Origin of the sequence: Isoalcanivorax indicus, from assembly GCF_003259185.1 — a bacterium.
Lineage (GTDB): Bacteria > Pseudomonadota > Gammaproteobacteria > Pseudomonadales > Alcanivoracaceae > Isoalcanivorax > Isoalcanivorax indicus.
The window spans coordinates 1,487,614-1,506,154 of the sequence record NZ_QGMP01000001.1 but is presented as its reverse complement, the minus strand read 5'-3'; the positions used below and the strand labels follow the sequence as shown (position 1 = coordinate 1,506,154).

The 18,541-nt window shown below is 59.9% G+C and carries 14 protein-coding genes; all 14 read right to left on the bottom strand.

Features of this window, described 5'->3' with window-relative positions:
* Positions 1 to 68: 68 nt before the first annotated feature.
* Positions 69 to 2,342, bottom strand: a complete 2,274-nt coding sequence (locus DKW65_RS06880) for a DUF6160 family protein (protein ID WP_162925750.1) — start codon at positions 2,340 to 2,342, stop codon at positions 69 to 71.
* Between the two features lie 23 nt (positions 2,343 to 2,365).
* Positions 2,366 to 3,472 carry a hypothetical protein gene (locus DKW65_RS06875; protein WP_162925749.1) on the bottom strand — a complete coding sequence of 369 codons (1,107 nt, stop codon included), beginning with the start codon at positions 3,470 to 3,472 and terminating at the stop codon, positions 2,366 to 2,368.
* 14 nt (positions 3,473 to 3,486) lie between these two features.
* Positions 3,487 to 4,140 carry a hypothetical protein gene (locus DKW65_RS06870; RefSeq protein WP_162925748.1) on the bottom strand — a complete coding sequence of 218 codons (654 nt, stop codon included), beginning with the start codon at positions 4,138 to 4,140 and terminating at the stop codon, positions 3,487 to 3,489.
* Complete coding sequence (locus tag DKW65_RS06865; protein WP_111656550.1) at positions 4,137 to 5,720, bottom strand: hypothetical protein; 1,584 nt, start codon at positions 5,718 to 5,720, stop codon at positions 4,137 to 4,139. The genes DKW65_RS06870 and DKW65_RS06865 overlap by 4 nt, the downstream gene beginning before the upstream one ends.
* Positions 5,721 to 5,965: 245 nt before the next feature.
* Positions 5,966 to 8,044, bottom strand: a complete 2,079-nt coding sequence (locus tag DKW65_RS06860; RefSeq protein WP_162925747.1) for a hypothetical protein — start codon at positions 8,042 to 8,044, stop codon at positions 5,966 to 5,968.
* Between the two features lie 38 nt (positions 8,045 to 8,082).
* Positions 8,083 to 9,069: a hypothetical protein gene (locus tag DKW65_RS06855; protein ID WP_162925746.1), complete on the bottom strand. Its 987-nt coding sequence runs from the start codon at positions 9,067 to 9,069 to the stop codon at positions 8,083 to 8,085.
* Between the two features lie 113 nt (positions 9,070 to 9,182).
* The gene (locus DKW65_RS06850) at positions 9,183 to 9,842 is read right to left on the bottom strand and encodes a hypothetical protein (RefSeq protein WP_111656547.1); all 660 of its coding nucleotides are present in this window, start codon (positions 9,840 to 9,842) and stop codon (positions 9,183 to 9,185) included.
* Positions 9,842 to 11,149 carry a hypothetical protein gene (locus DKW65_RS06845; protein ID WP_111656546.1) on the bottom strand — a complete coding sequence of 436 codons (1,308 nt, stop codon included), beginning with the start codon at positions 11,147 to 11,149 and terminating at the stop codon, positions 9,842 to 9,844. The genes DKW65_RS06850 and DKW65_RS06845 overlap by 1 nt, the downstream gene beginning before the upstream one ends.
* Before the next feature lie 179 nt (positions 11,150 to 11,328).
* Positions 11,329 to 11,643, bottom strand: a complete 315-nt coding sequence (locus tag DKW65_RS06840) for a GIY-YIG nuclease family protein (protein WP_111656545.1) — start codon at positions 11,641 to 11,643, stop codon at positions 11,329 to 11,331.
* 200 nt (positions 11,644 to 11,843) lie between these two features.
* Positions 11,844 to 13,022, bottom strand: a complete 1,179-nt coding sequence (prpF, locus tag DKW65_RS06835; RefSeq protein WP_111656544.1) for a 2-methylaconitate cis-trans isomerase PrpF — start codon at positions 13,020 to 13,022, stop codon at positions 11,844 to 11,846.
* A gap of 2 nt (positions 13,023 to 13,024) precedes the next feature.
* Complete coding sequence (gene acnD, locus DKW65_RS06830) at positions 13,025 to 15,616, bottom strand: Fe/S-dependent 2-methylisocitrate dehydratase AcnD (protein ID WP_111657559.1); 2,592 nt, start codon at positions 15,614 to 15,616, stop codon at positions 13,025 to 13,027.
* A gap of 82 nt (positions 15,617 to 15,698) precedes the next feature.
* Positions 15,699 to 16,826: a bifunctional 2-methylcitrate synthase/citrate synthase gene (gene prpC / locus DKW65_RS06825; protein WP_111656543.1), complete on the bottom strand. Its 1,128-nt coding sequence runs from the start codon at positions 16,824 to 16,826 to the stop codon at positions 15,699 to 15,701.
* Between the two features lie 50 nt (positions 16,827 to 16,876).
* A complete protein-coding gene (gene prpB / locus DKW65_RS06820; RefSeq protein ID WP_111656542.1) occupies positions 16,877 to 17,767 on the bottom strand; it encodes a methylisocitrate lyase in 891 nt (296 codons plus the stop codon).
* Entirely contained in the window at positions 17,764 to 18,450 is a 687-nt protein-coding gene (locus tag DKW65_RS06815) for a GntR family transcriptional regulator (protein WP_111656541.1), read from the bottom strand. Before DKW65_RS06815 ends, prpB begins: the two co-directional genes overlap by 4 nt.
* Positions 18,451 to 18,541 lie beyond the last annotated feature (91 nt).

Below are 18,541 nucleotides of genomic sequence, written 5' to 3'. Positions count from 1 at the left end.
CACAACCTGCATTGACGAGAGCCAGCAACAAAAGCCACGTGCGATAGCGTGTCATTCACCAGCGCCTGTCAGGGAAAGGAAGGGTGTGAATCCTGAGGCCTCAGGGTAATCGATGTGTGCCACTGACCGCTTGGCACAACAATAGTACCCAGGCTGTTACCGGCGAACTCTACCGCGCCCACCTGCAGGACCTGTCCTGCGCTGCCACCGGGCAGGCTGCTGCCCACTACGCCGTCGAGCATTCTTGCGGTGGCCGTCTGGCCAATAAGAATATCCTGGGAAATAACGAGTTTGGGAAACCCATCGCCATCTTCCGCTGCACCACGCAAATCAATACGCCCATTGATGATGGCCATGTCGCCGGTGATGTCGGCAAGCCTCATTTCGACCGTCGGACGACTTGGTTCAGCGAACGAAAGGTAGGTGCCCTCGCCGCTGGCCAACCCGGCAGCGACCCGCTCCGGCGAGTCATCGCGGTAAGAGCGCATCGCCATCGAGTAGCCCAGATAATGCTGCCCGAGAGGCGCCGGTGACATACGGATATTAAGCAAACCTTCATAATTGAACCCGATCAGCGCACCCTGGAGCAGGCGGGCTTCCGGCTGGGTCAGGTCGGTACCACCGAAGATCCCGTTGATCGCGAGACGCACGTTCCGCGACATCAGATCCAGCCCACCCTCATAATGATCGCTCGGGTCCCATTGCGGTTTGATCCATATACGCGTGTCATCCGCAAGCAACAGGAAACTCACGCCGAGCAGCCCGATACCCATTTCTGCAGCGGTGTCGGCAATCATCAGGTGTGAACCCCGGCTCCAGTCAAAACCCTGCTGAGCCCCGTTGAAAGTCTGGGACATCAGGGCGATGTCGGCGATCATCCCGTAATCAAGGCTGCCGCCGCTGATATCACTGGGATTACCGCCCGGATACAGATAGATATCTCCATCCATGTTCGCCAGGGTATAGATAAGCCCCCAGTCAAACTCACGGTTATACCCGTCCGTCGCATTGAACGGCTGAGACGGATCGGAACCATCGAACAGGCGTACTTGCCGGGCGTAGGTCAGCAAATTGCCGTCACGCATGCTCAATGCCACCCCGCCCATATTGCTGGTGGGCGCAATGAAGTCATTGACCTGCCCGGCCGGCAGACCCACCAGGGTACCGGCAGCGCAGGTGCCTCCCTGAGGCGCGCCCCAACACAGCGGCGCTGCGCCCTGCCCTGCATTGATGACATCTATCCCGATATACGGGAAGTCATGCCCGTATTCGATACCGGGAAGATTCTGCCAGTCGCTCAGCTCAAACCGGATCGGGAAGCCTCCCGGGCCTCCCACCTCGCCGAAGCGCCAGCGAAACGGCGAGCCGCCCGCAGGCAAATCCGTGTCCGAAGATACCGCATAATTCCAGCGGGTACTGAAATTGAGTCCCTCCGAACGTCCATTGGCATATTCGATACCGCCCGTGCGGAACACCAACTCGGCATCCCTGAGCGTCCCCTCCCAGCCAAAATGCATCAGTTCCCGTTCCTGGCCGGTAATGGTAAAGCTGCTTTCGCCCAGGCCGACAGGGAACTTGTAGAGGATGTCATTATCAAGCCGGACATTGATGAAATCGGCCGCCGTCCTGAGCCCGGACACATCCGCCATGATCGCACCTGCTGGCGCATTACGGCGGGGCCCCATCCCGATGGTTCCGTTAATGACATCCCATTGGGCGTTCATATTGGAGTAGATCAGGTAAGGATGCTCATGCCAGAGCTGGCGATAGAACATGTTGGCGTTGTCGAGGGAGGCGCTCAGGGTGACGCGGCCCTCATCGTTGAGGAAGCCACCGCTGTTGCTGAATGACAACTGGCCCGAAAAGTCCAGCGCCAGGCTGCCATAGCTTTTATCAGGCTGCGAATCATGGGAAATCCTTTCAGCCTGGAAGCGCACACGATCAACGCTCATCTCGAAGGCAAGGCGGGGACCATCCACATCAGCGCCGATATCAAACTGGGTGCTCAGCGTGGCCTGCCCGGGGCGCAGCGTGCCATCGATATTAACGGGCGTAAAACTGACTGACTCAAGCAACAGACTTGATGTCATATCCTGACGCCCGGCACCGGGCGTGTCGTGCATGACGCGATCGCCATCCAGATAGCGCCCGGCATCCGTTTCCCAACGCACCGCATCAGCACCGATTCGCTCGGCGGACACAGATATCCTCAGTCCGTCCTGGCCGCTGACGGATGACATCTCTTCCTCGCTCATCGCCTGCATGGCGACGACCAGAGGGGCATGCGACAGCAGCAGAAACAACGCCACTGCGCGTCGTGCATTGTGCTTACTGTGGCTCACATCGCTCATAATCATTCGCATCATCAGCAGAACATACTGCCGCCGTAGCAGTTCACGGGCGGCACGGTATTCAATTCAGAGTCCCTCACCACCGGGCCGGGTGAACTCAAGGCACCAAGCGCTTCCCCCAGGCCGAGGCTCACCGTATCACCGGTAAAGTTTTTCACGTTCACCTGCGGCACGTTCATCCACCAGCCCGCATTGGCGATCTGTGCATAGCCCTGCTTGTCATAGGTGGGGTACGAAACGCGCTCTCGCTGGAATGAAATAAAGAAGTCCGAGGTGCCATCAAGCGCGAAACCATGGATAAAGCGCAGGTTCTGCTGAATGGTGGCATAGGCCTGATTGATCCCGATGGCGGACAGGAAACCCGCGCTGAGAGTTAGCGGGATACCGGGCTCGACGATCTCATTCAGGCGTGTACCCTGAATTTCAACAAAGTAAGGTGTATTACACTGGTTGTTGTTGGCCACATCACCGAAGCAGGCTGTCTGGGTACCCAGCAAGGTAATGGATACCGGAAACTGACCCGAAAGCTCCGCATCAATATAGCCGCTGAGTCTGTTGATGCCAGAGTGGCACGCCAGACGCGCTGCGGGGGTATTACCGCCGCAGGTGCCACCGTGCTCCTGGTTCACCTGGCCGTTCGCATAGGTACGACCGACACCGAAGAAGCCGTTAGCCTCTTGCGAACCGATTTTCACACCGGAGATTTCTCGTGTACCGTCTCCTGACTCACGTATGGCCAGTTCGATATAGGGTCGGCGCAAGGTAAAGGACGAATCCACCGCAGCGCCCGGGCCATCACCCGTGGCGTTCAGTCCCATCAATCGCACAAAATCGAGATCGATATCACAGGCATTGCCGACGATGGACTCGTTGAAGCCACCGCAGCCCAGCTGCATCTTGTCGATATTGGCGTTCAACTCCAGCTGGACATCCAGCCCCATTCTGAAGAAGGTAAAGTCTGTGGTGCTGCCCGCTGCGCCTGTTGGCGCGATCATGTCGGACACAAACAGGGCTTGCCCGGTAACGCGGGACAAATCGTCATCATCCAGCATCACCATAGCGTATGACGGCGCAATCCATGACAGCAGGGCGAGAACGGGCATGAAGCGTATACTTGTCATTATTATTGTGCCCCTTAAAATCCGAACATGAGAACACGGCCATCAACATCTATCCGCGCCGCATTCTGAAACTTGTCTGTAATCTGCAAGCCGAGAAAAGACGCATCGACATCATTGGCAGGCAGGAAACCTTCAGCGCCGGTCTGCACTGTCGCCCGACCGATATACAGATGCCATTCAATGTCTGTCTCGAAGGTACTGGCAGATCCGGGAAAGCGCATCCCCAAGGCGGGCAAGCCGTTGGCATTGCAGGTGGGATTGGCACCCCCGACACCCTGACCAGTCAGACAGGTTTGCCCGTCCTGACTGAGGAATCGCCGGGGATCGGCATAAGCGCCATTCGTCGAGGGGGTCTCTGCGGCGTCGATAAAGAGGCCGTTGAGCTTGAGAATCCCGTAGATATCCTTCAGCACCAGCCACTCATCGCGGTTGTTGAACTGAAGCGAGAAAGTACACGGATTGCCAACACCAGAACAGTTGCCCAGATTGGCCAGGGGGTTGCCGTCAGCATCGGCATTCATCCGGAATTCGGTATCCAGGGCGATGCCCTCCTGACCGGTAATCAGGCCAAGCTGCGCATCATCCATGGGCACCAGACCGCTGGCTGATACGGCGGTGATCTGCATACCGCAAAGGGCCACCAGCAGCATTGCTACGAAGCGGCTCATAAGTTGGTCGCTCCCAGAGAGGTGATCTTCAGATGCTGAAACATCATCCCCTCTATACGCGCGGTACCAATGTTGATCGCGTCCATCTGCAACAGCGGGTTGTAGTTATTCAGATAGTTCGGATTGGCACGGCGCCCGGCATTGTTGTTACAGCCCTGGAAAAGTCCGCAGTTGGTGCTGTAGACCTCGACCAGAAACGAGGGAGAGTTGGCAGGTACACCAGGAATGAACACCGCTCTGTTCTGGTTATTCGGCACAGACCAGTTGGCGCCAGGCTGCCGTGACACAAATGATATGCCGCCCTGGGCCACAATCGCCTCACGGTTTGATGCACCCTGTACGACCGTGCCCACCTGCGGAGTGGCCGTAGCCACCGTGCCGCCAAATTCGGCATTGGTGACATTCCGGTTCGGACCATCGGGGTCGATGCCCGAGTAACGAATTCCGCTAACACCTGTGCCGCCCAGGCAGTTCGCCGCACCACATGTCGGGAAGGCCGTACCCCAGTTCACGTAGCCATGGGTTTCATAGTAGCGATCTGTACGCCCGGTCCGTTGATAACCACTCTGCCCGGCGATCTGGTACAGATCATTGTAGGCCGGAGCGGCATTCGGCACGCGGGTCAGTTCGATGGTGAAGTTTCCGTCGCCGGTGCCATCCAGCACGATGGACTGGTAATGCAGCTGCCCCAACGGCAGGAAAGCATTCACATCGGTGAAGTAGAGCCCTTCCTGATCCGTAAAGCGGGGCAAGCCCTGACTGTCGGGCCCGGCGGCAATCTGGTTCACACTCAGACGGTAATCGCCGGACAACCGGCTGTGGTACAGCAATCCGAGAGAACCATCCGTCTGGCTCTGGAAAAGCTGTAAAAGCGGCCCGGCCATGGGATTGTTGGTCGTGCCGAACTGGGAAGGCGGCCGCACCCGCGCGGCGGGCTTGCCGAGGATGATACTCTGGCTTTGCAGTACCCCCAGGATATCTCGCGGCGCTACGCCGTTATCAATACTGGCTTCGATTTCGCCCCAGAAGCTCCAGCGGAAAGCGTCGGTATTCGAAGGCCCCAGCAACTCGAGTACAGTGGCATTGACTCCCGCCACCCACTGGTTCGAGGCATTGCGCCCCACCCGATCGTAATCGAACACACGCAGGACGAAGGGGTTATTGTGCGTGGCGTAATTAGCGATGCCCGACTGCGTCATGGGGCAGCCGAGGTTGCTGTACCCCGCCCCACAGCCGTGGCCACCCTCTGCGGTCCAGGTCATGCCGGTACCACTGACCCCCGTCATGGCCAGACCGAACCATCGCAGGTCACCGCGGTTAAACGAGGTATCGCCGCCGGGCGGCCCGCCGATCTGCTCGATATAACTGGTGGGCGCCATCTGGAAACGGATGTCTTCGAAAACAAAGGCAAGTCCCGTTCCGGACACCCCGGCCATCTCGTCCTCTTCCAGTGGCACCATACCGCCGGACATGCCACCAGACACGGCGAAACCCGCCGCAGGCACAAGCGCCGCGCCGAACAGGACAGCAGACAGGAAATGGCGAAACGCCCCCGGAGAACCAAAAATACGCACCGTCATGCCTCGTTTTTTGTAGTCGTTATACGGCGTACTTATCCGGGCCGGGCGACTCAGGCATAACAATTGGCCCGACCACATTTATGTGATCAGGCTACAGGTGCGCACCGAATGGGGCAATATTCGTATACTTGTCTCTTTAAAATCAAAACGTTACATCTAAATTTGTTCCCTTTTTCCTCCCTGTCAGGCCACCGGGGCCCGCATGAACAACTCGTCGACAACAAACTGTTACCGGCAGTAACACTTCACTTTCGCAGACCGATGCTCACATCCAGCGATCCACCGGGGATCACCATATCCATCAGAGTATCGCCGCCGAACTGCACGCTACCCCGCAGGGCCGGCTCCGCCGGGCCGGGGAGCGCCAGCCCGGCGCTTCGGCCCAGCAGGGTGTCAGCCGCGATCACCAGCCGGGGCACCGGGTCATCAATACTGTACGGGTCCTGGCTGGTGGACAGCAGATCCAGGCGGCCGTCAACGATGGCCAGATCACCGGTGAGATTGGCAATCCGCAGATCGATCTCGGGGTAATTGGGCTCCGCCAGAGAGATGTAGCTGCCGCCTCCCTGATCCAGACGGATATGCCCGGAGAAACCCAGATAGGTATTGCCGATCCGGCTGCCGTCAGCGACCCGCATGACCTCCTCGCCCGGCGCGATATCCAATCGGATATTTTCGGCCTCAAGGTTGATGCGCTGGCGCCAGCCCTCCACCAGGGCCGGGCGCTCCAGATTATCCAGGTCGCCACCGCCGAACAGGCCATCGACCTGCAGCCGCAGCCCCTGGTCACTGTGCAGGCTGATACCCGCCTCGGTCACCTCCAGATAAAGCGCTTCCACGGTCAGCAGGATATCGGCATTGACCAGGCCAATGCCGCGCATCACGTCCGGGTCGGTGTCCGCGATCATCAGGTGAGTGTTCTGTTGCCAGCCATCCGAACCGGGCTCAGTACTGCCATGGGACTGAATGGTCACCACCGCGTCCAGATGCAGGCCGCGGTCGCCGTCCGGGCCGCCCGGGTATAACAGGACATCCGCATCCATATCACCAAGCGTTACGATCAGACCCCAGTTGAAGATCGCGTCCCCTGGCCCCACCGGCCCGCCAGGCACGTAATCGCCGCCTTCGTCCACGTAAACCCGAGTCGGGTAGGCATGCAGAAAGGCATCACGCACCATCAGCGCCAGCGCGCCGTCGCGGGCAGGGATTTCCACATGCTGGCCGTCAGCACAAGCACCCGCCACAGGCGCCACGTCGGCGCCAAAGCACAGGCCGCCTGTGCCCTGCCCGGCGTTCAATACATCAATGGTGACCGGCAGCCGGAACGAGGGGGTGCCGGTGCTGCCCAGCGGGGCACCGTCCAGACGCTGCCAGTTGTCGAAGCGCACCAGGGTCAGCGGCGCGTCAAACACGGCGTTATCGTCAGGATCAACAATGCCGGTGCTGCCTGCCTCGCCCACGACCCACGCGTAATCCGCACCATGGTCGTGCTGTATCAGCAGTTGCAGGCCTTCGCTGCGGTGGCTCGGGTCATCGCCATACCAGGCACCGCCGCCGCCCAGGCGCACCAGCAGGTCCTCCACGGTGCCCTCCCAGCCAAAGCCGAGAATGCCCTTGGCATCACTGCGATTGAAATGGTCCAGCGGGTCACTGCCCACCTCGCCACGGTGTTTCAGATCAAAGAAAACAGCAAACTCGGATTGCGGTGCAGAGATCAACACGCCCTGCTCATCCACGCCCACCGTGCCGGTGTCGAAGTCGATCCGCATGGTCAGTTCGTCCATCACCAGTTCCGGCGACCCCGGCAAGCCCTGGCGGTAGAACAGGGCACCGTCTTCGATGGCCACGCGCAGCCGCGCATCAGTGCGGGTGTGATCCAGCATGCCGCTGAACTCGAAGTCCAGCGGCATGTCCAGGGCCAGGCTGCCCAGACTGTTGCCGGGCGTGCCGTCGTGTCGCACGTCTTCAATGGAGAGCCGCGCACGCTCGATATCCACCTTGATACCCAGTGCCGGGCCACCGGGTTTCTGACCGATGTCCAGTGACGTCATCACGCGAAGCGGCGGTGCATCCGCGCCGGTGCCTGCCGATGCAATGCCGTGCCAGTGAAGATTTTCCAGAATCAGTGATGCTTCCAGGCTGTCCGCCGCCGCCGGGCCCGACACCCCGTAGTCCCCGAGGGTGCTGCCTGCATCCAGTTCCCAGCGAATGCTGTCCGCACGAATGCCCTCCTCCGACGTCAGCCCCAGGCGCAGACCGTCACGGGCATTGACGTCGCCCAACGCGGCGTCATCCAGCGGCTGCATGGCCGACGCGAGCGACACACCCAGGCAACCTGCAGCAATGAGGTAAAACCGCCAGATCAACAAAATTGGGCCGCTCCCCAGCAGTTATTGGCCGGACGCTGGCCCACATCGTAGTTCACCAGTTGGGTCGTGCCGAACAAGGAACTCACGGCAGAAAACAGCGTGGTATTGTATTCCACTTCAAGACCGGAAAGCTCAATGCCGGGCAGGTTCATCCACCAACCGGTATTGGCGGGCGCGGCACCCCACTCTCCCTCCTCGAAAGCTGGATAGGTAATGCGCTCCCTCTGGAACGACATAAAGAAGTCCTGCGTCTCATTGAGTCTGATGCCATGAATGAATCGGAGGTCATCCTGAAAAAGCGAAAATATCGTCACAGGGATATTGGTGCAGCCAAACAGAATATTCAGGCACAAGGTTCCTGACGCTGGCACGGCAAAAACAGGCGCCTGCATACGCGTACCCGATACCGCCTGTTGCTCGGAAAAAGACAGATCAAGATCGTTGCACCCGCCAAATATCCCGGTAACGCAGCCGCCCACTTCACCGGACAGCGCCACATCCATATAGCCGCTGAACTGGTTAATGCCCATATGGCACGCCGGATCGTTGGGTGGATCAGAGCAGCCAGGCAGATTCGGGTCATATCGCCCGATGCTGAGGAAACCATCCCCTTGCTGGGACCCTATCTTGATCCCGGCAATCTCGCGAAAGGCGGGCTGCTCCGGGTTGGTCACCGCGAATTCCACATAGGGACGCAACAGACTGAACAGGCTTTCCACAGGGTTGCCCGCTTGCCCTGCACCCTGCGGTTGCAGGGGATTGCTGCCCGGCCCGTCAAAGCTGCCCATCAGGCGCAGATAATCAATATCGATATCACAGCCGCTTCGAATGCCTTCATTCACACCTCCGCAGCCCAGTTGCAGTTTGTCGATATTGAGGTTGAATTCGAGATTGGCATTGAGCATCAAACGGTAGAAACCAAAGTCATTGTCGCTGATACCATCACCTTCTGAACCACGGCGGTAATCGGAGACAAACATGGCTTGCCCATGAATATCGCTCAGGGCGTCGTCATCCAGTAGCTCAAGCCCGGACGGCAAGGATGCCTGGACTGGCAACGCAAACAGGATCAGCAGAGCCAGCGAGTATCGTGTCATAATTCAGCTCCGTAACCGAAGAAGTGCACCGTGCCATCCAGGCGCAGATGGGTCGGCCCGGTACCGGTGCCCGAAACCGGGCCCGCCGCACCAGGCTGATTGGCGGCATCGCCGATGCGCACGCCCACAAACGGGGCCAGATCGTTACGTTCCCAGCCGTACTCCAGAACGTCGCCACCGCTGAGCACGTCCCGCGTAATGGCTATTCCATTATTCATACCGAGGAACAATCCCTCGTTGAATTCCAGCTCGACCAGCGGCGTACCATAGGGATCGAAACTGCCCAGCGACGATGATTTGCCCGGTGCATCATAGACCGCCATCGCCTGATACTCGGCCAGCGTCGGGCCGTCGCCGGAATTGATGCTCAGGGCGGGGATATCGAGATACAGATAGAAATCAGTGGCCACCAGCCAGTCATGCGGCCGGCCGTCATAACGCAGGGCAAAGCGCCGCTCGACCTCGGGAATTTCCGTACGGGGTGCGCCATACTCATCAGTGTTCCAGTGCAGGCTTATCTCGAGCACAGCACCATCCTTACCGGCGACTGCAGCCAGGGCGGCATCATCCAGCGGCTCCATCGCCAGTGTTGCTGAAATACCGGAAAAAGTGCTGGCAAAAAAAACGGCCAGGGCGGCAGGTCGTCGCAGTATCATCAGCAGGCCCCGTTAACGGTCGAGCAAGTCGTAATGCGTAGCTGCTGCATCAGGATGCCTTCAACATTCACATCGCCGATATTGACCTGGTGATAAGCCGCGCTGTTATGTGGGTTCACCACCCGCGGCGGTGGGTTGCAGCTGTCCGCGCCGGTACAATTGTCCTCCCACGCATCAATGTTCTCGCTGGGCCGGTCGGAAAACACGGTGAACGTTGACGCCTCGCTGGCGGAGCGAAAGACAATGCCGCTCTGGCCGGGGCAATTGCCGGGCCCAGTGCAGGTATTGGTCGCCGGGTCCTGATCGCCAATACGCCAGTGGCCATGGGTTTCGCCATAGCGTTCCGGGCGGTTGTTTCTTTCGTAACCCAGATGGGTCGCCACGCCGGGGGCGTGCGCATAGAAGTCGTGCCACACCGCCTCGACGTTCGGGATGCCGGTCAACTCCAGAATGAAATCTCCCCCGCCCGGCACCTGATCACCGATCAACGCCTGGTAATGCAGCGATCCGAGCGGCAGAAAGGTATCCACATCGGTAAAGTACAAGCCTTCCCGATGGGTAAAGATCGGTACTATCCCCAGGCGATTCTCGCTGCTGGTGTCCTGATTGACGCTAAAGCGCATATCCCCCGTGATACGCAGATTGGCCGTCAAGCCAAAGGTGGTATCGGAGGCGTCGGAAGGATTCGTGCGCTGGTCAAACTGCATCCAGCGCACATTGGTGCCCGCCAGGGATACGTTGTCGAGCACCGTCAGACTTTGCAGGAAATGACCACTGGCGGCAGCGCCCGTGCCGGGATAACCCTGCCCACCCTCTGCAGCAATACCCTGCTCCAGCCCTACCGCAATTTCACCCCAGAAGGCCGCTTTGAGTGGCTGATGCCAGTCGGGAAACAGTAACTCCAGTACCGTGGGCACATTGGTTCCGGTGCCGTCGCGGCGCAGATACTGGCGGCCACTGCTACTGGTGCCCTGGTAGTCCCAGACGCGCAGGATCAGCGGGTTATCGTTGGGGACCAGAAAGCCCAGAGAAGAGACCGGGCAACTGATATCATTGACCGTGCAGGGCGTGCCGTCGAAATGGAAACCGTCCCCGCTCCCGGAGGCCGCCGTGAGGCTGAGACCATACCAGCGAGCATCTGCGCGCTTGTAGGGCAGATTGGGCGCTACGTTCGCGCCGGTGGCCTCGATATAGCCCGTGGGCGACATCACCACGCGCAAGTCCTCGAAACCGAGGGCCAGTCCGGTGCCAGACACCTCGGAAAGCTCGGACTCTTCCAGCGGCACCATGCTGGCAAATGCCGGCATCCCGCATACAGCAAGGCAAAGCATGATAATGGGCGGCCTGACCATGTCGTGCACCGTTTTATTATTCTTGTAATAAGTACGATGCAGACTATCGGTGGCCGCTGGCAGCCGCCATGCGAATATCTGCCAGCGGCCTTGCCGACAAAAACAAGAAAAGAAAAAAGTACCAGCGATATTTGCTATTCACGCTGCCGCACAGGCACTTCACTGCTCAGATCACGCCAATCCGGATTCTCTTCGTTGATGATGCGAATCAGCGCCTGGCGCGGTGTCGTACGCAGCTTGCGCTCCATGAAAAGCGCCTGATGCATATATTGGGTGCCATGGTAGTAAACCAGCTTCCTGCACCCCTCCGGGCCACCAAACGACTGTTCGGAAACCCGGCGATGATCATTCATGCGTCTGCGCAGATCACGCGTGGTGCTGGTATAAAGTCGGGAATGGAATCGGTTGGTGGCAACATACACGTAATAATTGACGGCATCCTCTGCCATTATTTTCGCTCCCTCGTTATTCGTGGAGCCCAGAGGATGAATAAACGAGAGAATGACTGGTGTGACCGGTAGCACAAAATGCTGTCATACATTTCGGTCAGTTTTTGCAGGAAATAGATTACAGAAATGGTAAAAATGGAAAGGCAAGCTTAACCTGACGTGCCGGGCTTCGCGCCAGCGAAGCCCGGCGATCCAGACGATTACGCCACGTCACCGGGCACGCGCACGGCCCCTTCCATCAACACCCGCGCGCTACGGCTCATGATCGCCTTGGTGACCACCCAATCGGTCCCGTCCTGGCGTGCTTCGGCGCCGACGCGCAAGGTGCCCGACGGGTGCCCGAAACGCACCGCCGTACGCGCGCCGCCGCCCGCCGCCAGGTTGACCAGCGTGCCCGGAATGGCGGCGGCGGTACCGATGGCCACGGCCGCCGTGCCCATCATCGCGTGATGCAGCTTGCCCATGGACAGCGCGCGTACCAGCAGGTCGATATCGCCCGCCTCAACGGCCTTGCCGCTTGACGCCGTGTAGGCCTTGGGCCCGGCCACAAACGCCACCTTCGGCGTGTGCTGGCGTGACTCGGCGTCCTGCAGGTCCTGAATCAGCCCCATGCGCAAGGCGCCGTGGGCACGGATCGTCTCGAACATGACCAGCGCCTTGCGATCTTCATTGATATCGCCCTGCAGCTCGGTGCCCTGATAGCCGATATCCTCCGCGTTGACGAAGACCGTGGGAATACCGGCATTGATCAGCGTCGCTTTCAGGGTGCCGATGCCGGGCACCTCCAGATCATCGACCAGGTTGCCGGTGGGGAACATGGCGCCCTCCCCATCTGCCGGGTCCATAAACTCGATCTGCACTTCCGCCGCCGGAAAGGTCACCCCATCCAGCTCGAAATCGCCGGTTTCCTGCACCGCACCATCGGTGATCGGCACATGGGCGATGATCGTTTTCTCGATATTCGCCTGCCAGATGCGCACCACACAAACGCCGTTCTGCGGGATACGGTCCGCCGCCACCAGACCATTGCTAATCGCAAACGCCCCGACCGCCGCCGTCAGGTTGCCGCAGTTGCCGCTCCAGTCGATAAAGGGCTTGTCGATGGACACCTGACCGAACAGGTAATCGACGTCATGCTCCGGCCGCTCGCTGCGCGACAGGATCACCGTCTTGCTGGTGCTGGAGGTGGCACCGCCCATACCGTCGGTGTGCTTGCCATAGGGGTCCGGGCTGCCGATCACGCGCAGCAGTAGCGCGTCGCGTGCAGCACCGGGCACCTGCGCGGCCTGCGGCAGGTCGGTCAGATTGAAAAACACGCCCTTGCTGGTGCCGCCGCGCATATAGGTGGCGGGAATCCTGATCTGTGGCTGATGCGTCATGGTCAGCTCGCCTCCGCCATGAATTCCTTGGCAAACTTCTGCAGGATGCCACCGGACTGGTACACCGATACCTCTTCTGCAGTATCCAGCCGGCAGATCACGGGCACACGCTCGACATCGCCGTTCTGACGATGCATGACCAGCGTCAGGGTGGCGCGTGGCGCCGGGGTACCTTCCACATCAAAGGTTTCAGTACCATCGATACCCAACGTCTTGCGGGTGGTGCCCTCTTCAAACTGCAACGGCATCACGCCCATACCGATCAGGTTGGTGCGGTGAATGCGCTCGAAGCCCTCGGCCACAATCGCTTCCACACCCGCCAGTGCCACACCCTTGGCCGCCCAGTCGCGGGAGGAACCCTGACCATAGTCGGCGCCAGCAATGATAATCAGCGGCTGCTTGCGTGCCATGTACGTTTCGATGGCCTCCCACATGCGCATCACCTTGCCTTCCGGCTCGACACGCGCCAGCGAGCCTTGCACTACCTTGCCGTTCTCGTCCCGAACCATTTCGTTAAACAGCTTCGGGTTCGCCAGCGTGGCACGCTGCGCCGTCAGGTGATCGCCCCGGTGGGTGGCGTAGGAGTTGAAGTCCTCTTCCGGCAAGCCCATCTTGTCCAGGTATTCACCGGCGGCGCTGTCCAGCAGGATGGCGTTGGACGGCGACAGGTGATCGGTGGTGATGTTGTCCGGCAGCACCGCCAACGGACGCATGCCTTTCAGGGCACGCTGGCTGGCCATATTGCCTTCCCAGTAGGGCGGCCGACGGATATAGGTGGACATCGGGCGCCACGCATACAGCGGACTGATGGCACGCTCTTCGCCGCCTTTCTTTTCGAACATCGGAATGTAGGTCTGGCGGAACTGCTCCGGCTTCACCGCCGTCTTGACGATGGCATCAATCTCTTCATCGCTTGGCCAGATGTCTTTCAGCGTGACCGGCTTGCCGTCCTGGTCGTAGCCCAGTACATCCTTCTCGATATCAAAGCGGATGGTACCGGCAATGGCGTAGGCCACCACCAGCGGCGGCGACGCCAGAAACGCCTGCTTGGCGTAAGGATGAATACGGCCGTCGAAGTTGCGGTTGCCGGACAGCACCGCCGTGGCGTACAGATCCCGTTCCACCACTTCTTTCTGGATCACCGGGTCGAGGGCACCGCTCATCCCGTTACAGGTGGTGCAGGCAAAGGCCACCACATCAAAGCCCAGCGTTTGCAACTCGCCCAGCAGATCGGCTTCTTCCAGGTACATTTTCACTGTCTTGGAACCCGGCGCCAGCGAAGATTTCACCCACGGCTTGCGGGCCAGCCCCAGCTTGTTCGCGTTACGCGCGATCAGGCCAGCGGCAATCATATTGCGAGGGTTGCTGGTGTTGGTGCAGCTGGTGATAGCGGCGATAATCACTGCGCCATCCGGCATCAGGCCGTCCTGCTGTTCCCATGCTTTGGCGATGCCACGACTCTGCAGTTCCGACACCGGCAACAGCGCATGCGGATTGGACGGCCCGGCCAGGTTACGGCCCACCGTGGACAGATCGAATTTCAGTACGCGCTCATACTCGGCATTCTTGAGCGTGTCGGCCCACAGGCCGGTCTGTTTCGCATATTGCTCCACCAGCGCCACCTGCTCGTCTTCACGGCCGGTCAGCTTCAGGTAGTCAATGGTCTGGCCATCGATGTAGAACATGGCCGCCGTGGCGCCATATTCCGGTGTCATGTTGGCGATCGTGGCGCGGTCGCCCACGGTCAGGGCATCTGCACCTTCACCGTAAAATTCCAGATACGCGCCCACCACGCGCTCGCGGCGCAGGAATTCGGTCATGGCCAGCACCAGGTCCGTACTGGTAATACCCGGCTGTAACTTGCCGGTCAGTTCCACGCCGACAATGTCCGGCAGCCGCATCATGGACGGATTGCCCAGCATCACGTTCTCGGCTTCCAGGCCACCCACGCCGACAGAAATTACGCCCAGGGCGTCGACCATCGGGGTGTGGCTGTCGGTGCCGACACAGGTATCCGGGAAGGCCACACCGTCACGCACCTGGACCACCGGCGACATCTTCTCCAGGTTGATCTGGTGCATGATCCCGTTGCCCGGAGGAATCACATCCACGTTGTCGAAGGCGGTCTTGCACCAGTCGATAAAATGGAAGCGATCGGCGTTGCGACGGTCTTCCACATCGCGGTTTTTCTGGAACGCGTTCTCTTCAAAGCCCGGGTGCTCAACGGCCAGCGAGTGATCAACAATCAGCTGCACCGGCACCACCGGATTGACCTGGGCCGGATCACCGCCTTCCTCAGCAATCGCCTCACGCAGGCCAGCCAGATCAACCAGCGCGGTCTGGCCCAGAATGTCGTGGCACACCACGCGCGCAGGGTACCAGGGGAAATCCAGATCACGCTTGCGCTCGATCAGCTGCTTCAGCGCGTCGGTCAGCATCCCGGGGTCGCAGCGGCGCACCAGCTGCTCGGCCAGAACGCGCGAGGTAAACGGGAGCGTGTCGTAGGCGCCAGGCTGGATCGCATCGACCGCTTCGCGGGTGTCGAAGTAATCCAGGTTGGTGCCGGGAAGTGTCTTGCGGTAGTCAGTATTCATGGCCTGGCTCATACGGAAAGAATGAATGGGCGGTCTTTGGAACACTCCCCGCCCCGTGTTCGGGGCGGGGACTTTGCCGGCCTCAGCGCTCGGCGATGGGCGCCACCTTGCGCGGCTCTTCACCGACATACTCAGCGCTCGGGCGAATGATGCGGTTGTCCGCACGCTGCTCGAACACGTGGGCGGCCCAGCCAGTCAGACGACTCATCACGAAAATCGGCGTGAACAGCTTGGTCGGGATACCCATGAAGTGATAAGCCGACGCATGGAAGAAGTCGGCATTGCAGAACAGCTTCTTCTCACGCCACATCACTTCTTCGCAACGGACGGATACGGGATACAGCACGGTATCGCCCACATCTTTCGCCAGCTTTTCAGACCACTGCTTGATAATGCCGTTACGCGGATCGGAGGTGCTGTAGATCGCGTGGCCGAAGCCCATGATCTTTTCCTTGCGCTCCAGCATGCCCATCATTTCCTGCTCGGCATGGTCCGTATCCCTGAACTTCTCGATCATGTCCATGGCCGCTTCGTTAGCACCGCCATGCAGGGGGCCGCGCAGCGAGCCAATGGCGCCGGTAATGCAGCTGTGAATGTCGGACAGCGTGGACGCACAAACGCGAGCAGTAAACGTGGACGCGTTGAACTCATGCTCTGCATACAGGATCAGGGACACGTTCATGACCTGCTCGTGCAGGGCATTCGGTTTCTCGCCGCGCAGCATATGCAGGAAGTGGGCGCCGATGGAATCGTCATCGGTTTCCACGTCCACTTTCACGCCGTCATGACTGTAGCGGTACCAGTAGCAAATGATCGACGGGAAGGCAGCCAGCAGCCGGTCGGCCGCATCGCCCTGCTGACTGAAGTCGGTTTCGGTTTCCAGGTTGCCCAGCATCGAGCAGCCGGTGCGCATTACGTCCATCGGGTGCGCATCCTTCGGAATCCGTTCCAGCACTTCTTTCAGCGCCTGGGGCAGACCGCGCAGGCTCTTGAGCGTGGCCTTGTAGGCATCCAGCTCGGCCTGGTTCGGCAGGTTACCCTTGAGGATCAGGTAGGCCACTTCCTCGAACTGGCAGTTTTCTGCCAGATCCTGAACGTCGTAGCCACGGTAGGTCAGCCCTGAACCGGTCTTGCCCACGGTAGAGAGTGCCGTCTTGCCTGCTACCTGGCCACGCAGGCCAGCGCCGCTGAGTTTCTTGCCTTCTGCCATGTTACTTCTCCTGCTTGAATTCGTCCGGCTTGAATCCGGTGGTTAGTCAATCAGCCTTTGCCCTGGGCAAACAGCGCGTCGAGCTTCTGCTCGTAATCGTGGTAGTTGAGGAAATCATACAGTTCCATGCGCGTCTGCATGATGTCCACCACGTCTTTCTGGTGACCCTGCTCGCGGATGCTCTGATATACCCTCAGTGCCGCCGCATTCATGGCACGGAACGCGCTCAGCGGGTACAGGATCATGTCGGCACCGGCCTCAGCCAGTTCGTCGCGGGTAAACAGCGGCGTGGCGCCGAATTCGGTGATATTGGCCAGCAGCGGTGCTCCGCCCAACCCTTCCTTGAAGGCCTTGTAATCCTCCAGGGTGTGCACGGCCTCGGCGAAGATGCCATCGGCACCGGCTTCGATGCAGGCGCGGGAGCGCTCGATAGCCGCTTCCAGACCGTCTTTCTGGAAGGCGTCGGTACGCGCGATGATGAAGAAGTCATCGTCCGTCTTGCCGTCCACAGCGGCCTTGACCCGGTCCACCATTTCGCTCTGCGAGACGATTTCCTTGTTCGGGCGATGGCCGCAGCGCTTCTGTGCCACCTGGTCTTCCAGGTGCACAGCGCCGGCGCCAGCCTTGATCATTTCCTTGACCGTACGGGAAATATTGAAGGCGCCACCCCAGCCGGTATCGATATCCACCAGCAACGGCGTTTCCACAGCGCTGGAGATACGGCGCACATCTTCCAGCACATCATTCATGCTGGTCATGCCCAGATCAGGCAGCCCGTAGCTGGCATTGGCCACACCACCGCCGGAGAGGTAAATGGCACGATAGCCAGTCTGCTCAGCCATCATCGCCGCGTACGCGTTGATGGTGCCCATGATCTGTAGCGGTTTTTCTTCGGCAAGGGCCTTGCGAAAGCGGGCACCGGCACTGACGGGTTTGCTCATTGGGACTGCTCCAGGGTCTGAGAGTTGCTGGCCTCGATGTTCTCGCGCGCGCGACTGATATGCCGACGCATGAGGATCTCGGCCATTTCGCCGTCCCGGGCCTCCAGGGCCTCGGCAATACGGCGGTGTTCCTGCAAGGCCTTCTGCGGCCGGTTGCTGACGGTGGAAAACTGATACCGGTACATACGCACCGTGTGATAGATGCCGCCGATCAGCATGTCGATCAGGGTGTGGTTGTGGCTGCCCTGGATAATCCGGTAGTGGAAATCCAGATCACCCTCGCGCTGGAAATAGGCGACGTCCTCGCGCAGGTCCTGCTGCTGCTCGTGCTGCCCCAGCAGGGCCACCAGGCTGGCGATCTCGGCGTCACTCATATGCTGGGCCGCCAGACGGGCTGCCATGCCTTCCAGCGCTTCACGGATATGGTAGATCTCGATCAGGTCATCGAGCGACAGGGAGACCACCCGGGTTCCGACATGGGGCACGCGCTCCAGCAGCTTGCGCGACTCCAGCCGGCGGATCGCCTCACGCAGCGGGCCCCGGCTGACGCCGTAGCGGGCGGCCAGCTCCGCCTCACCCAGCTTGGTACCGGGCAGCAGCTCACCGCGGACGATATCGTCCTGCAACCGGGCAAAGACCCGGTCAGCCAGCGTGCGGCTGTCGTCGGTGGGCAAAGCTTCCATCATTCACGACCCGATTGTAGACAATTGTGGGCTCGGGACGTGACTGTAGAGTCTCAGGAATGGGATTGCAAGAGGATTGTAGACAAAACCG

Bases quoted from the DNA above. Each gene is read 5' to 3' on its own strand.
- DKW65_RS06865 (WP_111656550.1), bottom strand. From the start codon at position 5,720: ATGACGGTGCGTATTTTTGGTTCTCCGGGGGCGTTTCGCCATTTCCTG.
- DKW65_RS06845 (WP_111656546.1), bottom strand. From the start codon at position 11,149: ATGCCGGCATTTGCCAGCATGGTGCCGCTGGAAGAGTCCGAGCTTTCC.
- DKW65_RS06875 (WP_162925749.1), bottom strand. From the start codon at position 3,472: ATGACAAGTATACGCTTCATGCCCGTTCTCGCCCTGCTGTCATGGATT.
- DKW65_RS06815 (WP_111656541.1), bottom strand. From the start codon at position 18,450: ATGGAAGCTTTGCCCACCGACGACAGCCGCACGCTGGCTGACCGGGTC.
- DKW65_RS06855 (WP_162925746.1), bottom strand. From the start codon at position 9,069: ATGTTTGTCTCCGATTACCGCCGTGGTTCAGAAGGTGATGGTATCAGC.
- DKW65_RS06840 (WP_111656545.1), bottom strand. From the start codon at position 11,643: ATGGCAGAGGATGCCGTCAATTATTACGTGTATGTTGCCACCAACCGA.
- DKW65_RS06870 (WP_162925748.1), bottom strand. From the start codon at position 4,140: ATGAGCCGCTTCGTAGCAATGCTGCTGGTGGCCCTTTGCGGTATGCAG.
- acnD (WP_111657559.1), bottom strand. From the start codon at position 15,616: ATGAATACTGACTACCGCAAGACACTTCCCGGCACCAACCTGGATTAC.
- prpC (WP_111656543.1), bottom strand. From the start codon at position 16,826: ATGGCAGAAGGCAAGAAACTCAGCGGCGCTGGCCTGCGTGGCCAGGTA.
- prpF (WP_111656544.1), bottom strand. From the start codon at position 13,022: ATGACGCATCAGCCACAGATCAGGATTCCCGCCACCTATATGCGCGGC.
- prpB (WP_111656542.1), bottom strand. From the start codon at position 17,767: ATGAGCAAACCCGTCAGTGCCGGTGCCCGCTTTCGCAAGGCCCTTGCC.
- DKW65_RS06850 (WP_111656547.1), bottom strand. From the start codon at position 9,842: ATGATACTGCGACGACCTGCCGCCCTGGCCGTTTTTTTTGCCAGCACT.